The sequence below is a fragment of the Leisingera sp. S132 genome (assembly GCF_025144465.1).
In the GTDB taxonomy this organism is placed as follows: Bacteria; Pseudomonadota; Alphaproteobacteria; order Rhodobacterales; family Rhodobacteraceae; genus Leisingera.
In genome coordinates this window covers 1,956,384-1,974,300 of sequence record NZ_CP083553.1, presented here as the reverse complement: position 1 = coordinate 1,974,300, position 17,917 = coordinate 1,956,384, and the positions used below count along the sequence as shown (strand labels likewise).

Sequence of the window (17,917 nt, the reverse complement as noted above, 5' to 3'; positions counted from 1 at the left end):
CTGGCTGCGCACGGCGGCTAACCCTTTGCCAAAGACGCAAGACCCCGAGGTGCCCCGCATGACTGATCCAGCCTTGACTTCTGTTCTGTGGCCGGAGCCGGCATTGCTGATGCAGATGGCAGGCCTGCTGGTGGTGATCGGCGCCTTTGCAGGCGTTCTGGCGGGACTTCTGGGCGTGGGCGGCGGCATCGTGCTGGTGCCTGCCTTTTTCTATGCCTTCCAGACCCTGGGCTATGGCGGCGATCAGCTGATGCAGATCTGCCTTGCGACCTCGCTGGCGACAATCATCGTGACCTCACTGCGCTCGGTCATGAGCCACAACAAGAAGGGCGCGGTGGACTGGGAGATCCTGCGCAGCTGGGGGATTGGCATTGCGCTGGGGGCTGTTGTCGGCGTGCTGGCGGCCTCTGCCCTGCGCTCCACCGTGCTGCAAGGCGTCTTTGGCGGTCTGGCGCTGGTGATTGGCTGTTATCTGGGGCTGGGCCGGTCCGAGTGGCGGCTGGCAGAAGAAATGCCCAAGGGGGCTAGACGGATGGCGCTGTCGCCGGCCGTCGGATTCCTGTCGGTGCTGATGGGGATTGGCGGCGGCAGCTTTGGGGTGCCGCTGATGACCTTGCACGGGGTGGCGGTGCACCGCGCGGTGGCGACCGCCGCGGGGTTTGGCGTGATCATTGCGGTTCCGTCTGTTGCGGGCTTTCTGCTGCTGGAGATAGGCCCGGCTGCGCGGCCGCCCTTCACCATCGGCGCGGTCAATCTGGTGGCGTTCTTTATCGTGATCGCCATGACGCTGATTACAGCGCCTTGGGGAGTGAAGCTGGCCCATGCGATGGACCCCAAACCGCTGAAACGGGTGTTCGGCGCGTTTCTGGTGCTGGTGGCACTCAATATGCTGCGCAAAGCTTTCGGATACTAAGAGCATGACCAAGCAGTTCGAACAATTCCAGGACAAGGGCTGGGTGCGCTTTGTCCACGATGCGCAGATCGCAGCCTGGGCAGCGGATGCGCTGCAGCATGGGGTGCGGGCGCTGGACGATCCAGCCTGTGCCGAATGGTTCCAATGCGAGCGGACCTGGTTCATCGGCGTTGATGCGCTGCCGAATGATGCCACCGGGCGGTTGCCGGATGGGCCGCCGCTGTCTGGGGCGCCGGTGGACTTCATCACGCAGCACCTCGGCCCGATCCCCGAGCTGCACCGGGCGCAGGTGTCCTCGGTCTTTCCCGGCTATCCGCGCCCGCGCCCGGGTGAGGGCGAGGCCGCCTTCCGCTACCGCGTCAAACGTGATGCGGCGCATGTGGACGGGGTTAAAATGTACGGTGAGCACCGCCGCCGCAAGGTGGAGGAGCCGCATGCCTGGGTGCTGGGCATTCCGCTGAATGAAAGCAGTCCCGATGCCTCGCCGCTGGTGATCTGGGAGGGCAGTCACAGGATCATGCGCCGCGCCTTTGCTGATGCATTCGAGGGCGTGCCGCATTCGGACTGGGCGGAGGTGGATGTGACCGATGCCTATACGGCGGCCCGCGCCGAGGTGTTCGAGACCTGCCCGCGGATCACCGTGCACGCGAAGCCCGGTGAGAGCTATCTGATGCACCGCCTCTGTCTGCACGGGGTTGCGCCCTGGGGCGAGGGGGCATCGGCGCCGGAGGAGGGGCGTATGATTGCCTATTTCCGCCCGGAGCTGGGGGATTGGACCAAGGAGTGGCTGGCGGAGGAGTAGGAAGCCCGTAACGACAAGCAGTTTTTGACCTATGATTGTCGTTGTGAACTGGCTGGCGCGGTTTCAAATCCACGCCTGTTTATGAAAATGCGCAGGCCCTTTGAGAATCCCAATAAGGGACATCAAGCGCCTCAAACCGTTGCCACAGCGCCTCTTCGCCATTTGCGGATTTATATGCAAGTTCTGCTGGGAAAAGCGGGACTAGCTGTAGAAAAATTACCTGTGTTCCATCAGACCTGTTCATCGGGGGAATGATTTCACAACCATCTGAGAACATAAGAGTCTTAGCAGTAGTCCCGGACCAAAGCGCTTGGGTGAGGGTAATCGTGCTCCCACTGCTTGGTATGGCTGATGTACCGCATCCGTGAAGTGCCGCCTCCGCAAGTGTTTCGGCGATGTCGTCCACCTTAGGTGTAAGCCCGATAAAAAACTCGCAACCTTGCTCGGCATTCTTTAGGTTACTGTTGCCTCCAATCGTTGCATACATTGTAACACCCTCATCAGTTTGCCCTTGCTCCCACTTCAGAACTTGAACGATACACCCCTCAGCGGTTTTGAACTCAGCATGCCGAGCCGGTGTCCCAAGCAATGACTGATAATATTCAAAAATCTCTGACACGTGTTTCTTCCATCTGGGTGACCATTTGCCTGGCCAGAATCCTGATTGGTTTCCGGTTGCGGATCCCGGGGAAATTCCGGTTTGCAACCGCTTCAGTCTTAGCATGTAAAAAGAAAATGAGGAGTGAGTCCCCACAAGAATCAAAAGGTTTTGGCGACCACGAAGGCAGATTGACACACTGGCCAAATAGGTCAGCAGTTCTGCCTAAATGTTTCGCGCGCGAAACATTGGGTCAGTACTTATTCCGCATGATTGACAGAGACTTACCCCGCAGTGCGCCGCGTTAGCTGCGCTTTAACCTCGCGCCACGGCCGCCGCGGCGCTTGACCAGTTTGCCGGCGCGGTCGGGGAGGTCGTTCATGATGCCTGTGCGCTCCTCGTTGGTCATTTTCGACCAGTCGCGGATTTCGTCGATGGAGCGGTAGCAACCGGTGCAGATGCGGGCCTCGGGGTGGACGACGCAGATCTTGATGCAGGGGGACTGGATCTCGTCCCGTTTCCAAACGTCGTCAGTCATCATTTACCCGTTCTTCAAATGCCGCATCCGGTCCAATGCGCCTTGGAGAATATAGGAGGCCGCGACGTGGTCGATAACCTCTGCGCGGCGTTTGCGTGTCGTATCTGCCTCAAGAAGCGCTTTTTCTGCCGCCACGGTGCTGAGGCGCTCGTCCCAGAAGCTGATCGGCAGATCGGTGAGCTGGCCCAGATTGCGGGCAAAGGCGCGGGTGGACTGGCAGCGCGGGCCCTCAGACCCGTCCATGTTGCGGGGCAGGCCGAGGATGATGCCGCTGATGTCGCGGGTTTGGATGATTTCCAGGAGGCGTGCAGCGTCTGCCGAGAACTTCTTGCGCTTCACGGTTTCCAGCGGCGTCGCCACCGCGCCAATGCGGTCCGAGACGGCAACGCCAATGGTCTTGGTGCCCAGGTCCAGCCCCATCAGTGCTTGCATCGGCGGAAGGGCAGCGGCGAAATCTTCAAAGGCGTCGTGGATCATTCTGTCAGTCCTGCCTGTGCAGCGATAGTTTCCAGGAGCGCCAGGGCCTCTGCGTCGGCCTCAAAGGCGCCGCGGGCCTCGTCATAAACGGTGCGGGCCCGCTCGGTTTCGCCAAGCACCGACAGGGCGCCGATCAGGCGGGCCCATTCCTCGGCACTTCCGCCCTCGGTTGCCAGCCGGTCCGACAGGCGGGTGACCATGCCGCGGATCATCTCCTGCTGCTCTTCAGGGCTGAGTTCGCTTGCGCCGGCCATGTCTTCAGCACTGGGGCCGGGCAGGGCGGGGGCAGTGCCGCCGCCGGGCGTGATCGGGCGGTATTCGACACCGGCGCGGAAGGCCATTTCCTCGATCTGACCCTGAATGCCCTTGACCCACAGGGCGTCTGCAGGGCCGTCGCGCAGGGTTGCGGCCCATTCGCGGTAGGCGAGGTCCGGGCGGCCGATCTGGCCCAGCATCAGGCCCCAGTAATAACGGGCAGGCCCGTGGCTCGGGTCAATGGCGCGGGCTTTTTGCAGGTCGGTCTGCGCCTCGGGCGAGACATAGCCGCCGGCCGCCATGATCTTGAGCTCGGCCAGTTCAGTGAAGTCGCGGGCGTTCACCTTGCCGTCGGCCAGGCGGATGTAGTTTGCCTTGGCTTCATAAGCGGCCTTGAAGTTTCCAAGGTTGGCCTCGTGCTGGGCCAGCAGGGCCTGGCCGCGGGCGTCATCTTCGCGCTCGCCTGCGGTTTTGCGCAGCTGTTCGACCAGTTTGATGTAGCCCTCTTCCACCTCGGGCCGCTGGATTTCCGGTATTTCTGCCTCGGCCTCAGCCTGCGAGGGGCGGTTTTCGGCGCGCTCGCCCGCCAGCCGGATACGGTCCTGCAGGCCCAGATCGCCATAGCCCGGCGCACCCAGCTGCCAGTAGAGGCCCAGGGTGCCGCCGGTGATCAGCAGCGCAGTGGCAATGGCAAAGCCCAGCGACAGGGCGCGGGGCTGGGCGGGGCCGGACTTGCGCTTCTGCAGCTGCGCGTCGGCGGCCAGGATGCGGCGCGAGATCTCAGTGCGGATGCGGTCCGCGTCGGCTTCGGCGATGACGCCGCGGGCCAGATCCTTGTCAACCTCGCGCAGTTGCTGGCGGTAGACCCGCAGGTCGTAGGCCGCGGCAGGTTCGCCTTGCTCACGGGCGCGAATGATGATCATTGCCAGCAGCAGCGCGGCCGCAAAGGCGATGAGGGCGGTGACTGTCCAGAAAATCATGCCGTCTCCGAAGTTTGGTTTTCATCTATATGCGGGGCGGGGCGAACAAAAGAGCCAATCTGCCGCGGGATGCCGCAATGCGCCATCTGGATATGTCGCAATAACGCAGAAACAGGGCGATAAACGGCACTGGTCAGCCATGCGTTTCGGGCATACCCGCTATCAGACACGAACCATCGGATTCGCTCATGAAACGCTATTCAGTCTTTGCTGTCGCGCGGGAAGCCCTGCGCTATCACACCGGATGGGAGCGCGCCTGGCGCTCGCCGGAACCCAAACGCCACTACGATGTCGTCATCGTGGGTGCGGGCGGGCATGGCCTCGCCACTGCCTACTACCTGGGTAAGAACTTCGGCATTACCAATGTCGCAATTATCGAGAAAGGCTGGCTGGGTGGCGGCAATACGGGCCGGAACACCACCATCATCCGCTCGAACTACCTGCAGGATCCCTCGGCTGCGATCTATGAGAAGGCGCGCAGCCTGTATGAGACCATGTCGCAGGACCTGAACTACAACGTGATGTTCAGCCCGCGCGGCGTGATCATGCTGGCCCAGACCGAGCATGAGATCCGCGGCTACAAGCGTACCGCGCATGCCAACCAGCAGCAGGGTGTGCAGACCGAGTGGATCACTCCGGAGCGCGTCAAGGAGATCGTGCCGATCATCAACCTGCACGGCCCGCGTTACCCGGTGCTGGGCGGCCTTTACCAGGAACGCGGCGGCACTGCCCGCCACGATGCAGTGGCCTGGGGCTATGCGCGTGCATGTTCCGACATGGGCATGGACATCATCCAGAAGTGCGAAGTCACCGGCGTGCGCACCGAGAACGGCCGCACCGTGGGTGTCGACACCTCCAAAGGCCCGATCGACTGCGACAAGCTGGGCATGATCGTGGCCGGCAACGCCTCGGTGCTGTCGGAAATGGCGGGCTTCCGTCTGCCGATGGAATCCGTTGCCCTGCAGGCGATGGTGTCCGAGCCGATCAAACCCTGTATGGACGTGGTTGTGATGGCCAACACCGTGCACGGCTACATGTCCCAGTCCGACAAGGGCGAGATGGTCATCGGCGGCGGCACCGACGGGTTCAACAACTACACCCAGCGCGGTTCGTTCCACCATATCGAGGAAACCGTGCGCGCCCTGGTCGAAACCTTCCCGATGGTCAGCCGCCTGAAGATGCTGCGCCAGTGGGGCGGCATCGTGGATGTGACCGGCGACCGTTCGCCGCTGATCTCCAAGACCCCGGTCCAGAACTGCTTTATCAACGCAGGCTGGGGCACCGGCGGCTTCAAGGCGATCCCGGGCTCCGGCTGGGCGATGGCGGAACTGATGGCCACCGGCCATTCGCCGCTGACCGAGGAGTTCTCGATGATGCGCTTCAAGGAAGGCAAGTTCATCGACGAGAGCGTCGCCGCCGGTGTGGCGCACTAACGCTGCAGAATTCAATTTTACGGAGCAAGCACCATGCTGATCCTTGAATGCCCCTATTGCGGCGTCAAAGCCGAAGAAACCGAACTGGCCGCGGGCGGCGAAGCGCATCTGAAGCGCTTTGGCCCCGGCTCCTCGGATGAAGAGTTCCATGACTACCTGTTCATGCGCGAAAACCCCAAAGGCGTTCACTTTGAACGCTGGCGCCACGCCAACGGCTGCGGCAAGTGGTTCCACGCCGCCCGCTGCACCATGACACTGGAGGTCTTTGGCACCTACACCGCGCAGACCTCTGTGCCGACGCAGGAGATCCTGGACAAGATCGCTGCCAAACGCCCGGGCTGGACCTGGCGTGAATTTGCGGACGGCAAGAAATGAACCGCCGCCTGATTGAAACACCCGCTTTTCTCTTGAAAGGTCTGCGCCCATGAGCACGCGTCTTGCCAAACACGGCCGGCTGATCGACCGCTCCAAACAGATCGCCTTCACCTTCAACGGCAAATCCATGCAGGGTTATGCCGGCGATACGCTCGCATCCGCTCTGCTGGCCAATGGCCAGGTGATGATGGGCCGCTCTTTCAAATACCACCGCCCGCGCGGCGTTGTCGCATCCGGCTCGGAAGAGCCCAATGCGCTGATGCAGCTGGGTGTGGGCGACCGGTATGAGCCGAACCAGCGCGCCACCACCACCGAGCTGTTCTCGGGCCTGACCGCGCAGTCGCAGAACCACTGGCCGAGCCTGGAGTTCGACGTTCTGTCGATCAACAACAAGCTCAGCCGCTTCCTGACTGCCGGCTTCTACTACAAGATGTTCATCCACCCGCGCCCGCTGTGGAAACACGTCTATGAGCCGATCATCCGGAAGTCCGCAGGTCTGGGCGCTGCGCCCGACAAGGAACTGAAGGACGCCGACACCTACGAGCACTTCTACTTCTTTGCAGATGTGCTGGTCATCGGCGGCGGTGTTGCCGGTCTGCAAGCGGCCAAGGCGGCAGCCAGCTCGGGCGCCAAGGTTCTGGTGTTGGAGCAGAACAACTACTGGGGCGGCCGCGCGCCGGTCGACGGCGGCACCATCGACGGTGAAGCGCCCGAGGTCTGGATCGAAAAGACCCTGGCCGAACTGCGCGGCATGGACAACGTTACGCTCCGTGACCGCTGCATGGGCTCCGGCGTCTATGACCACGGCTATGCACTGGGCTATGAGCGCCTGACCGACCACGCGCCGGGCCAGGGCGGCCCGCGCCACCGTCTATGGCGGATCCGTGCCTCCCAGATCGTCACCGCAACCGGTGCAATCGAACGCCCGCTGTCCTTTGCAGGCAACGATGTTCCCGGCGTGATGCTGGCGGCTTCGATGCGCGACTATGTGGTGAACTGGGGCATCAACCCGGGCCAGAAGGTCGTGGTTGCCACCAACAACGACGATGCCTACCGCACAGCGCTGGTGCTGCATGAGGCTGGCGTCGAAGTGGTGCGCGTGGTCGACACCCGCGAAACCGGCGGCGGCGCGCTGATGGAAGCGGTCCGCGAAAAGGGCATCCGCGTTGAGCTGGGCCGCGCCATCGCCAAGGTGAAGGACGGCAAATGCGTGACCGAGGTCGCCATCTGCGCCCAGAACGGCGAAGGCGGCGCGCGTGAGACTGTGCAGGCCGATGCAGTTGCCATGTCCGGCGGCTGGTCGCCGGTGGTGCACCTGTGGTCCCACTGCGGCGGCAAGCTGATCTGGGACGAGCAGAACGCTAACTTCCGCCCCGACGCCTCCCGTCCGCCGCTGGGCCACGACGGTAACGGCTTTGTGGTTCCGGCAGGTGCCGCAAACGGCGAGTTTGGCCTGGGCGCGCTGCTGGAAGATGCAGCAGCTGCTGGTGCCAAGGCAGCTGAAGCGGCTGGCTTCCCGGCGAAATCCGTTGCGGCTGCCAAGGGCGAGACCGAAGCGGAAGCGCAGATGGAAGCGGTCTGGCTGATGCCGGCCAAGGCGGACATCAAGCTGCGCATGAAGTCCTGGCTGGACTACCAGAACGACGTGAAAGTGTCGGACGTGCAGCTGGCTGCGCGCGAAGGCTATGAGAGCGTCGAGCACACCAAGCGTTACACCACGCTGGGTATGGCGACCGACCAGGGCAAGCTTTCGAACATCAACGGCCTGGCCATTCTGGCCGACAGCCTGAACTCGGAAATCCCGCAGGTGGGCACCACCACCTTCCGTCCGCCGTACCACCCGATCTCGCTGGGCGCGATCGCTGGCGAGGCACGGGCCGAGATCTTCCAGCCGGTGCGCAAGACGCCGATCTACGACTGGTTCGACAAGAACGGCGCGGATTGGGAACCGGTTGGTCAGTGGCGCCGTCCGTTTGCGATCACCAAACCCGGTGAAGACCGTCATGCCGCGGTGAACCGCGAGGTGAAGAACACCCGCGAGAACCTTGGCCTGCTGGACGCCTCGACCCTGGGCAAGCTGGTGGTCAAAGGCCCCGACGCTGGCAAGTTCCTGGACATGCTCTATACCAACATGATGTCCACGCTGAAGGTCGGCAAATGCCGCTATGGCCTGATGTGCACCGAGAACGGTTTCCTGATGGACGACGGCGTGGTTGCGCGCATCGACGAGGACACCTTCCTGTGCCACACCACCACCGGCGGCGCCGAGCGTATCCATGGGCACATGGAAGAGTGGCTGCAGACCGAGTGGTGGGACATGAAGGTCTACGTTGCCAACGTGACTGAGCAGTATGCCCAGATCGCCGTTGTCGGCCCCAACGCCCGCAAGGTGCTGGAAAAGCTGAACGCGGCGGCCGGCGGCGGCATGGATGTCTCGAAAGAGGCGCTGCCCTTCATGGAATGGCGTGACGGAAAGATCGGCGAGTTTGACGCCCGGGCTTACCGGATCTCCTTCTCGGGCGAGTTGTCCTATGAGATCGCGGTTGCGGCCTCAGAAGGCCAGGCGTTCTGGGATGCGCTGATGGACGCAGGCAAGGAATTCGGCGTCATGCCTTACGGCACCGAGACCCTGCACATCCTGCGGGCCGAAAAAGGCTTCATCATGATCGGCGACGAGACCGACGGCACCGTGATCCCGCAGGATCTGGGGCTGCACTGGGCGCTGTCGAAGAAGAAGGAAGACTATCTGGGCAAACGTGCGCAACAGCGCTCCCACATGGTCGATCCGGACCGCTGGCAGCTGGTCGGCCTGGAAACCGTCGACGGTTCCGTGCTGCCGGACGGTGCCTATGCGGTGGGTGAAGGCGTCAACGCCAACGGCCAGCGCAACATGATCGGCCGGGTGACCTCGACCTACCACTCGGCAACCCTGGGCCGCGGCATCGCCATGGGCCTGGTCAAGCACGGCCCCAAGCGCATGGGTGAAGTGATCGAGTTCCCGGGGACAGACGGCAAGACCTATAAAGCCAAGATCGTTGACCCGGTCTTCTACGATAAGGATGGAGAGAAGCAGAATGTCTAAGGCTGTTTCCGTACTGAACGGCGCCCGTTTCTCGGGTCTGGCCACCGTCGAGGATGCCGGTCTGCAGGGGATGATCACCCTGCGCGGCGATCTGGGGTCCAAAGCGCTGAAGGCGGCTGTCAAAGCCGCCACCGGCGCCGCGGTTCCGGCACAGGGCTCCATCTCGGTTGCCGAAAACGGCGCAGCTGCCTGGATGTCCCCGGACGAGCTGCTGCTGCTGGTTCCCTATGAGGACGCAGTTGCCAAAACCGCAGAGGTGTCTGAGGCGCTGAAGGGCGAGCACGCGCTGGCAGTGAATGTCTCCGACGCCCGTGCCTTCTTCCGCCTGTCCGGCGAGGGTGCGCGCGAGGTGCTCGGCAAGGTGAGCCCGGTGGATTTCGACGCCGCGGCCTTCAAGCCCAGTCAGTTCCGCCGCTCGCGGCTGGCACAGGTGGCTGGCGCCTTCTGGTTGAACGAGGATGGCAGCTTCTGCATTGTCTGCTTCCGCTCGGTTGGTGAGTATGTGTTCAAACTGCTGAGCGCGGCGGCCCATCCGCAAAGTAAAGTGGGTGTTTACTAAAATTCTCACTCGCTTTCTGCTTGTGACGCCTTTGCGCGTCATTTACGGTGCCCTGGAGACCTTCCGGGGCGCCGTTTTTTTGGTTGCAAGTCCAGGATGGTTTCCTTTGCAGATTTTGCAAGCGGTTGAATTATAGCCGTTTCCAAGGGGGGGGCGGCGGAGTGACGATGTTTCCGGGAGCGCCCCATGGATCTGCTGAAATGCAGTGTCTTTTTTCTGGTTTTTACGCTTGCAGGGGCGGGTGTCATGGCGGGGCCGCGGTTTCAGTGCAGCTTGACGCCGATATCAGGCACCGCGTGGATTCCCCGCGACGTGAGCTTTCATTTCTCCGATGATTTCAAAACGGCCGAGATTTCAGATCTGGCCTTTGGCGTGCCGGTCATGGCCAGGGTCGAGCGCCACAGCGAGATATCCTTGGCTTTGAACTGGGCATTGCCGCGGCTGGCCGTGGCTGGACATGCGGGACAGCCCGGACCTCGGTTCCGGGCTGTCCTGAATACCTCCAACCTGAAGATAAGCATTCAGGCTGTCAGGAAAGACAAGGACGGAGTGCTGCCGCGCGGAAGCGGTCAATGCCAAGTGGATCAGGGCCTGTCGCTGCTGGCGCACAGTGAAGGCTGAGCAGCAGTGGCCTGTTCCACCCGCCTGTTGCAAAACTCTGCAAAGTTTCCGCTGTCAAAAACCGGTTATTGAGATTTCGGCAACGTCATGACGCGCGTCTTGAACACGGCGCTTTTGCACATAGGGTTTGCGCGGAAATGCGGCGGCGGCCCCTTGACCTGATAGCGCGCACACCGCATGTATCTGCGCAGGAACGCAAACTTATTTCACAGGGGGCCCAGATGGCTTTTGAACTTCCCGATCTTCCTTATGCACATGACGCGCTGGCCGGCAAAGGCATGTCGGCTGAAACCCTGGAATACCACCACGACCTGCACCACAAGGCCTATGTCGACAACGGCAACAAGCTGATTGCTGGCACCGAGTGGGACGGCAAGTCGCTGGAAGAGATCATTGTTGGCACCTACGACGCCGGTGCAGTTGCCCAGAACGGCATCTTCAACAACATTTCCCAGCTGTGGAACCACAACCAGTTCTGGGAAATGATGGGCCCGGGCGAAAGCAAGATGCCGGGCGAGCTGGAGAAGGCTCTGGTTGAATCCTTTGGCTCGGTCGATGAGTTCAAATCGCAGTTCTCGGCTGCAGGCGCGGGCCAGTTCGGCTCCGGCTGGGCGTGGCTGGTCAAGAACGCCGACGGCTCCCTGGCCGTGACCAAGACCGAAAACGGCGTCAACCCGCTGTGCTTCAACCAGACCGCTCTCTTGGGCTGCGACGTGTGGGAGCACTCCTACTACATCGATTTTCGCAACAAGCGCCCGGCCTACCTGTCGAACTTCCTCGACAGCCTGGTGAACTGGGAAAACGTCGCATCGCGCATGTAAAGCGAGAGACCGCATACTGGTTTAGAAGAGCCCGCCGGAGATTTCCGGCGGGTTTTTTCGTGCGGTATGAATGCCGTTCTGCCGTGTTTTGCACGGAACGCCGGGCGGTCTGTTTGCGTTGGTTTCATATAGAAAAGGAGGACCACCATGGCTGAACGCAAAAGGTCGACGGACGGACACCGCGAAACCAAGGACATTCTGGGCGAGGAGGGCAGCGTCGCGCACGGCGGGCGCACCGGCGGCAGGCTGGCGCGGGAGATTGGCAGCGAGGACGAGGAAAAGCGCGCCAAGGAACGCCCGGCTGGTGCCACCCGGGTTCGAAAATCCAATGAGAAGGAGGAGAAGTGATGGCCCGGTTATCGCACGGTGCTTATGTCCTGGTGGCTGACAGCGAAAAGGCGCTGTTTCTGGAGAACACCGTCGACGGTGACAACCCGTATCTGCAGGTGCGCCGCAAGGATGAGCAGGAGAACCCGCCGGACCGGGAGCAGTCTGCCAACCGCCCGGGCCGCTTCAACGACGGCCCCAGCGTGCACCGATCCGCTGTTGACGACACCGACTGGCACCAACTGGCCAAGGAGCGGTTTGCCAAGGACCTGTCGGACAAACTGTATGAAATGGCCCACCGCGGCGAATTCGAGAAGCTGGTTCTCGTGGCGGCTCCGGAGGTCCTGGGGGAATTGCGCAAGACCCTCCACAAAGAAGTTTCTGACCGCGTGATCGGGGAGATCAGCAAGAACCTGACCGGTCACGAAATCACCAGGATCGAGGAATTGGTCAAAGACGCGCTGCGTCACGGCTGACCGGGGTTGACCTGTGCTTCTGCCCGGTGTCTGTGAGACGAAGGCCGGGCAGGAGCAGTTCATGGGTGAGGCACAAAAGGGCGTTCTGGCACTTTGTGCCTCCTGCACCGTTTGGGGGCTTTCGGGCATTTATTACAAGGCGCTCTCGCATGTGCCGCCGGAACAGGTGCTGTCGCACAGGGCGCTGTGGTCCTTTGTGTTTTTTGCTATCGTTCTGCTGTGCCAGGGCCGCCTTGCCGAGCTGGGGGCGGCGCTGTCCACCCGCCGCAGCGCGCTCTTGCTGGCGTTCGCCTCGGCGATGATTTCGCTCAACTGGTTCATCTTCATTTCGGCTGTTCAGCTGGGCTATGCGACTGAGGCAAGCCTTGGCTACTACGTCTTTCCGCTGCTGAGCGTGCTGCTGGGGCGGCTCGCCTTTGGCGAACGGCTGACACCGGCGCAGGGCGTGGCGGTCTGCCTGGCGGGCCTTGCCGTGGCGGTACTGTCGTTCGGGCTTGGGGCTGCGCCCTGGATCCCATTGGCACTAAGCTTCAGCTTTGCCCTGTATGGCGTTGTTAAGAAACATTTACCGCTGGGGCCGGTGGTTTCCGTCACAGCCGAGGTTGCGCTGCTGTTGCCGGTTGCGATGACGATCATCTGGATGACCGGCGGCGCCGGTTTCCTGGGCGGCGCTGGCGATGCGCTGATGCTGATGTTTTCCGGCATTCTGACGGGCCTGCCGCTGATCCTGTTCGCCTACGCTGCCCGCAGGGTGCGGCTGGGCACCGTGGGCGTGCTGCAATACCTGAACCCGACACTGCAGTTCCTGGTGGCGGTGCTGGTCTTTGCCGAACCCTTCACACCCTGGCACGGCACCGCTTTTGCGTTGATCTGGAGCGCTGTTGCGGTGTTTTCGGTCTCGGCGCTGCGTCAGGAGCGGGCATCGCGCAGGGCGGCGATGGCGGCCACAGGGGTGTCGGCCCAGATCAGGTAATCGGCGGTCTCCTGGCTGGCAAAACCCTGGCTCACCACTTGGTCCAGCAGATCGCGCAGTTTGTCCCAGTAGCCTTCGGTGTTCAGGATCACAATCGGTTTGGAGTGCAGGCCGAGCTGACGCCAGGTCAGCGCCTCGAACAGTTCATCCAGTGAACCGGCACCGCCGGGCAGTACAACCACTGCATCGGCGTTCCACAGCATCACCTTCTTTCGTTCGTGCATGGTCTCCGTCACCACATAGGTGGTGAGGTCAGATTTCCCGACTTCGCGCCGTTCCAGATGGCCGGGGATCACGCCGAAGGTCTCTCCTCCGGCCTTCTGCGCAGCGCGGGCGACCTTGCCCATCAGGCCGACATCGCCGGCGCCATAGACCAGCCGCATCCCGTTTTCCGCCAGCGCGGTGCCGAAGGCGCGGGCCGCTTCGGCATAGGCAGGCAGCATCCCGGCGCGGGATCCGCAGTAGACGCAGACAGATTTGATGCTCATCGGCCAGCCTTTTCGTGGAATATCAAGGTGAAAACCAATTGGTGTTTTGACCCGTGATAGCGGGGTTGTTAGATTCCCTCAACTAAGCGGAAGGTCACATTCCGCAATTGCCGAAGGGAAAGACATGGCGGATGCATCTGGAAGCGGGGGTCTTGGGGCCCTCACACTTGGCGGTATTGCCGGGGCGGTCGTGGTTGTGGGCGGCGTCGTGCTGTATCAGCTGGGCATGTTTGGCACCGTTGCGCCTGATGGCGAGGCGGCGCGCACGCCGGAAACAAGCCAGGCCGCGAACAGCAATGAGGAGTTTTCCGGCGAAGGCGGGCAATCCGGCCAGCCGCTGCAGAACCGGGCTGTGCAGGAAGCTGCGGGCAATCAGGTTGAAGCGATTGAAGAAACAGACGTCAGCCAGTTGCCGCAGGATACGGCTTCTGAGGAAAACGCAAGTCAGCAGCCGCAGGTTCAGGATCAGCCTGGAACTTTAACTAGCCTGACGGAAACAGAAATCTCCGATGAAGGAAGTGTGCCGGAAGAGCCAGGCGCAGCCGGCGCCGAAGTGGACGTGTCAGATCAGGGGACCGAAATTGCAGCCTTGGCAGAGCCTGCGGATGCAAGTGCGGGAAGCCAGCAGGAACCGGACGCCGGTCCCAGCAACGACGGTGTGTTCGTTCTGCAGGCTCCGGAATTGGATCTGGTGCGGGTGGACAGTGACGGCGCCGCGGTGATTGCCGGACGGGCGCAAGAAGGCGTGCAGGTCTCGGTGCTGCTGGACGGTGAAGTACTGGATCAGCTGGAGGTGCCCGCCGGAGGCGAGTTCGTTTCGCTTGCCGCCATTGCACCCAGCGGCGCTGCGCGGGTGGTGTCTCTGCGCGCCGAGCATGAGGGGGAGCAAGCGGTTTCGGGTGCGAGCTTCATCCTGGCGCCTGTCAGCCCGGTTGACGCTGTTGCGTCAGAGGAGACGGACGAACAGGGGGCGGCGCAAGTTGCTGCCTTGGAGCAGAATGCGCAGGTTGAGGAGCCTGGGGCCGCAGGGGGAGACACTGAGCAGACAAGTGCGGCAGGCTTGGCGGAGGAGACTGACGCTGAGGGTCAAGAGGGGAGCACAACCGAAGCCGCCGCTCAGGCACAAGCCACTGAGGAGGCTGCAGCGGTCGCAGGCAACGAGCAGGATACCGCTGAGTCCGAAACTGCCGAAGCAGCGCAGGACCGCCAGGAGGTGGTGGAGGAGCCTGATGCAGCTCAGCCCCAGGGCCAGGCCGTTGCAATCCTGCGCGCGGATCAGGACGGGGTTGAAGTGGTACAGCCTGCTGTCCCCGCCGATCCGGAGCTCAGGAAGGAAATCGCGCTTGACGCAATCAGCTACAATGGCACTGGCGGGGTAGAGCTGACGGGCAGGGCGCGTCCCAAGTCCCGCGTGCGTGTCTATGTGGACAATCAGGCGGTCGCGGAATTGGATGCTGCTGATAACGGTCAGTGGAATGGGCGGCTGGAGGATGTGGCACCTGGCGTCTACACCCTGCGCCTGGATGAGATCGAAGCTGCAACTGGCAAGGTCGTGAGCCGACTGGAAACGCCGTTTAAGCGGGAAGCGCCAGAGGCGCTGCCGCAGCCTGAACGCGAGACAGATCCAGAGCAACCGGTGCCGCTTGTCAGGGCGGTGACAGTTCAGAAGGGCGATACGCTTTGGGCCATCTCACAAGAGAAATACGGCAGCGGCTTTTTGTATGTGCGGCTGTTCGAGGCCAACAAGGGGGCAATCCGCAATCCGGATCTGATCTATCCGGGACAGGTCTTCACCATCCCCGAATGACCCAGGAAAACGCGCCCTTGCGGCGCGTTTTTTCTGTCTGCCCCTCGCAAAACCGTGAACAGGTGAATATCTGGAAGTGTCTAGCCAGGAACAGCCATGACCCAGACAGATCAGGCCGCCGAGCCGAACCAAGCAGACATTGCCATGGACGAACGCCGCTCCGGCCAGCGCACCCTGCGCAAGGTGGGGCCGTATTTGTGGCCGGACGGCAACCGGGCCGTAAAGGTCCGCGTGGTGCTTGCGCTGGCGGTGCTGGTGCTGGCCAAGCTGATCGCCGTCTATACGCCGATGCTTTACAAAGGCGCGGTCGACAGTCTGGCGGACGAAGGCGTGCCCGCCCTGGCGCTTGGCGCTGTTGGCCTGACGGTGGCCTACGGCATGGCGAGGATCCTGACCTCGGGGTTCCAGCAGCTGCGCGATGCGGTCTTTGCCCCTGTCGGGCAGCGGGCGCTGCGGCGGTTGGCGCTGGAGACCTTTACCCATATCCATCGCCTGTCGATGCGCTATCACATCACCCGCAAGACAGGCGGCCTCAGCCGGATCATCGAGCGCGGGGTGAAGGGCGTCGAGTTCCTCTTGCGCTTCATGCTGTTCTCTATCGGGCCGCTGATCCTGGAGCTGACGCTGGTCGCAGTGATCCTGACGGCGCTGTTCGACGCCTGGTACCTGGTTGTCGTGGGGGTCACCATCGGGTTGTATGTCTGGTTCACCTTTGCCGTCACTGAATGGCGGGTGAAGCTGCGCCGAGAGATGAACAAGCAGGATACCGATGCCAACCAGAAGGCCATCGACAGCCTGCTGAACTTTGAAACCGTGAAATATTTCGTTGCCGAAGAGCGCGAGGCGGAACGTTACGATGGTGCCATGCGGGGCTATGCGCAGGCCGCGCTCAAGACAGCATATTCATTGGCTGCGCTCAACTTCGGCCAGAGCGTGATCATCACCGCGGGTCTGGTCGGGGTGATGGTGATGGCCGCCATCGGGGTGGAGCAGGGCAACCTGACCGTCGGCGACTTTGTCATGGTCAACGCCTACATGATCCAGATCACCGTGCCGCTGAACTTTCTTGGGACCGTCTACCGCGAAATCCGTCAGAGCCTGGTGGATATGGGCGAGATGTTCGACCTGCTGGAACAGCCCGCCGATGTGAGCGACCAGCCCGGTGCAGGAAAGCTGCAGGTAAACGGGGGGCGGATCACGCTGGAGAATGTGCGGTTTTCATACGATGCGGGCCGTGAGATTCTGAAGGGCATCTCGCTGGAGGCGGAGCCGGGCCAGACGGTGGCTATTGTTGGCTCCACCGGGTCCGGCAAGTCGACCATCGGGCGGCTGCTGTTCCGCTTTTATGACGTAACAGGCGGAGCGCTCAGGATCGACGGCCAGGACGTGCGCGACGTCACCCAGCAAAGCCTGCATCACGCCATAGGCGTGGTACCGCAGGATACCGTGCTGTTCAACGACACCATCCGTTACAACATTGCCTATGGCCGCGACGGGGCCTCCCAGGAGGATGTGGAGCAGGCGGCGCGGGACGCGCAGATCCACGATTTCATCATGGCGCTGCCAGAAGGCTATGACACCCAGGTCGGCGAACGCGGGCTGAAACTGTCGGGCGGAGAGAAGCAGCGGGTGGGGATTGCCCGGACGCTTTTGAAGAACCCGCCGGTGCTGCTGCTGGACGAAGCGACCTCGGCGCTGGACACTGATACCGAGCAGGAGATCAAGGAAGCGCTGGCACGGGCCGGGCAGGGACGCACGGTGATCACCATCGCCCACCGGCTGTCGACCATAGCTGAGGCCGACCGGATCGTGGTGCTGGAGCAGGGTGAGATCGCCGAGACCGGCACTCATGAGGAGCTGCTGGCCAGCGACGGCCGCTATGCCCGGTTGTGGCAGCGCCAGCAAGCGGACCAGGACGCAGCCTGACGGGGTTTGCCCGGGTGCTTGAGTGGCGAAACCATCTTTTGCTTTCCGATTGACCGCGCCCCTTTCAGCTTTAGTGTGCGCGCATTGCGGGTTGCGGCGGCAATTCAGACTGCCGGCCCGAAAACAAGGACATGTGTATGAAGACCCTACTGATTGCCGCCTCCGCCGCTGCGCTGCTGGCCTCTCATGCGCCCGCCCAGGCCGAAGATCTTGAATTCCTGCTGGTGAATGACAGCAGCGCAGATCTGGTCGAGTTTAACGTTTCGCCGGCGTCTTCGGACAATTGGGAAGGCAACCTGATGGAGGGCGGATACCTTGCACCGGGTTATGAGATTGATGTTCTGATTGCTGACGGCGCAACCACCTGCGTCTATGACATCCGCGGCAGTTTCGCTGATGGCTCCGAAGCAGAGGACTATGGTCTCGATCTGTGCGATCTGGGTGAATACACCTTCACCGACTGATC

At 62.2% G+C, this 17,917-nt stretch carries 19 protein-coding genes; 14 read left to right on the top strand and 5 right to left on the bottom strand.

Going from position 1 to position 17,917, the window contains the following annotated elements:
• The first annotated feature begins 58 nt into the window (after positions 1-58).
• Together K3725_RS09640 and K3725_RS09635 are read left to right on the top strand one after the other, a co-directional pair.
• On the top strand, positions 59-913 hold the full coding sequence (locus K3725_RS09640) for a sulfite exporter TauE/SafE family protein (protein ID WP_260015106.1): 855 nt from the start codon (positions 59-61) through the stop codon (positions 911-913).
• A gap of 4 nt (positions 914-917) precedes the next feature.
• Complete coding sequence (locus K3725_RS09635) at positions 918-1,715, top strand: hypothetical protein (RefSeq protein ID WP_260018542.1); 798 nt, start codon at positions 918-920, stop codon at positions 1,713-1,715.
• 79 nt (positions 1,716-1,794) lie between these two features.
• Here the strand turns inward: K3725_RS09635 and K3725_RS09630 are convergent, their stop codons facing one another.
• From K3725_RS09630 to ccmI, 4 genes are all read right to left on the bottom strand, one after another.
• The gene (locus tag K3725_RS09630) at positions 1,795-2,334 is read right to left on the bottom strand and encodes a suppressor of fused domain protein (RefSeq protein WP_260018541.1); all 540 of its coding nucleotides are present in this window, start codon (positions 2,332-2,334) and stop codon (positions 1,795-1,797) included.
• 283 nt (positions 2,335-2,617) lie between these two features.
• Positions 2,618-2,851: a DUF1289 domain-containing protein gene (locus K3725_RS09625; protein ID WP_260018540.1), complete on the bottom strand. Its 234-nt coding sequence runs from the start codon at positions 2,849-2,851 to the stop codon at positions 2,618-2,620.
• A 3-nt stretch (positions 2,852-2,854) separates the two neighbouring features.
• Positions 2,855-3,328, bottom strand: coding sequence for a Holliday junction resolvase RuvX (gene ruvX / locus K3725_RS09620; RefSeq protein ID WP_260018539.1), 474 nt, complete (start codon positions 3,326-3,328; stop codon positions 2,855-2,857).
• The gene (gene ccmI / locus K3725_RS09615; RefSeq protein ID WP_260018538.1) at positions 3,325-4,563 is read right to left on the bottom strand and encodes a c-type cytochrome biogenesis protein CcmI; all 1,239 of its coding nucleotides are present in this window, start codon (positions 4,561-4,563) and stop codon (positions 3,325-3,327) included. The genes ruvX and ccmI overlap by 4 nt, the downstream gene beginning before the upstream one ends.
• Positions 4,564-4,751: 188 nt before the next feature.
• On the opposite strand from ccmI, the gene K3725_RS09610 reads away from it, so the two are divergent.
• The 9 genes from K3725_RS09610 to rarD all read left to right on the top strand — a co-directional run bounded on the left by K3725_RS09610 (position 4,752) and on the right by rarD (position 13,230).
• Positions 4,752-5,996 carry a sarcosine oxidase subunit beta family protein gene (locus K3725_RS09610; RefSeq protein ID WP_260018537.1) on the top strand — a complete coding sequence of 415 codons (1,245 nt, stop codon included), beginning with the start codon at positions 4,752-4,754 and terminating at the stop codon, positions 5,994-5,996.
• Between the two features lie 33 nt (positions 5,997-6,029).
• Positions 6,030-6,371 (top strand): sarcosine oxidase subunit delta, encoded by a 342-nt coding sequence (locus tag K3725_RS09605; protein ID WP_260018536.1) that lies wholly within the window; start codon positions 6,030-6,032, stop codon positions 6,369-6,371.
• A 49-nt stretch (positions 6,372-6,420) separates the two neighbouring features.
• On the top strand, positions 6,421-9,453 hold the full coding sequence (locus tag K3725_RS09600; protein ID WP_260018535.1) for a sarcosine oxidase subunit alpha family protein: 3,033 nt from the start codon (positions 6,421-6,423) through the stop codon (positions 9,451-9,453).
• Positions 9,446-10,012, top strand: coding sequence for a sarcosine oxidase subunit gamma (locus K3725_RS09595; RefSeq protein WP_260018534.1), 567 nt, complete (start codon positions 9,446-9,448; stop codon positions 10,010-10,012). The genes K3725_RS09600 and K3725_RS09595 overlap by 8 nt, the downstream gene beginning before the upstream one ends.
• Before the next feature lie 186 nt (positions 10,013-10,198).
• Positions 10,199-10,633, top strand: a complete 435-nt coding sequence (locus K3725_RS09590; RefSeq protein ID WP_260018533.1) for a hypothetical protein — start codon at positions 10,199-10,201, stop codon at positions 10,631-10,633.
• A gap of 221 nt (positions 10,634-10,854) precedes the next feature.
• On the top strand, positions 10,855-11,454 hold the full coding sequence (locus K3725_RS09585) for a superoxide dismutase (RefSeq protein ID WP_260018532.1): 600 nt from the start codon (positions 10,855-10,857) through the stop codon (positions 11,452-11,454).
• 147 nt (positions 11,455-11,601) lie between these two features.
• Positions 11,602-11,802, top strand: coding sequence for a hypothetical protein (locus K3725_RS09580; RefSeq protein ID WP_260018531.1), 201 nt, complete (start codon positions 11,602-11,604; stop codon positions 11,800-11,802).
• Positions 11,802-12,257, top strand: coding sequence for a host attachment family protein (locus K3725_RS09575; protein WP_260018530.1), 456 nt, complete (start codon positions 11,802-11,804; stop codon positions 12,255-12,257). Before K3725_RS09580 ends, K3725_RS09575 begins: the two co-directional genes overlap by 1 nt.
• 61 nt (positions 12,258-12,318) lie before the next feature.
• Complete coding sequence (gene rarD / locus K3725_RS09570) at positions 12,319-13,230, top strand: EamA family transporter RarD (RefSeq protein ID WP_260018529.1); 912 nt, start codon at positions 12,319-12,321, stop codon at positions 13,228-13,230.
• Here rarD and K3725_RS09565 read toward each other — a convergent pair.
• Complete coding sequence (locus tag K3725_RS09565) at positions 13,167-13,718, bottom strand: TIGR00730 family Rossman fold protein (RefSeq protein WP_260018528.1); 552 nt, start codon at positions 13,716-13,718, stop codon at positions 13,167-13,169. The two genes, rarD and K3725_RS09565, sit on opposite strands and share 64 nt — an antisense overlap.
• Before the next feature lie 124 nt (positions 13,719-13,842).
• On the opposite strand from K3725_RS09565, the gene K3725_RS09560 reads away from it, so the two are divergent.
• The 3 genes from K3725_RS09560 (at position 13,843) to K3725_RS09550 (ending at position 17,915) form a co-directional block, all read left to right on the top strand.
• Positions 13,843-15,525, top strand: coding sequence for a LysM peptidoglycan-binding domain-containing protein (locus tag K3725_RS09560; protein ID WP_260018527.1), 1,683 nt, complete (start codon positions 13,843-13,845; stop codon positions 15,523-15,525).
• A gap of 96 nt (positions 15,526-15,621) precedes the next feature.
• A complete protein-coding gene (locus tag K3725_RS09555) occupies positions 15,622-17,451 on the top strand; it encodes an ABC transporter ATP-binding protein/permease (protein WP_311202227.1) in 1,830 nt (609 codons plus the stop codon).
• A gap of 137 nt (positions 17,452-17,588) precedes the next feature.
• A complete protein-coding gene (locus tag K3725_RS09550; RefSeq protein WP_260018526.1) occupies positions 17,589-17,915 on the top strand; it encodes a hypothetical protein in 327 nt (108 codons plus the stop codon).
• The last annotated feature ends 2 nt before the right edge of the window (positions 17,916-17,917 follow it).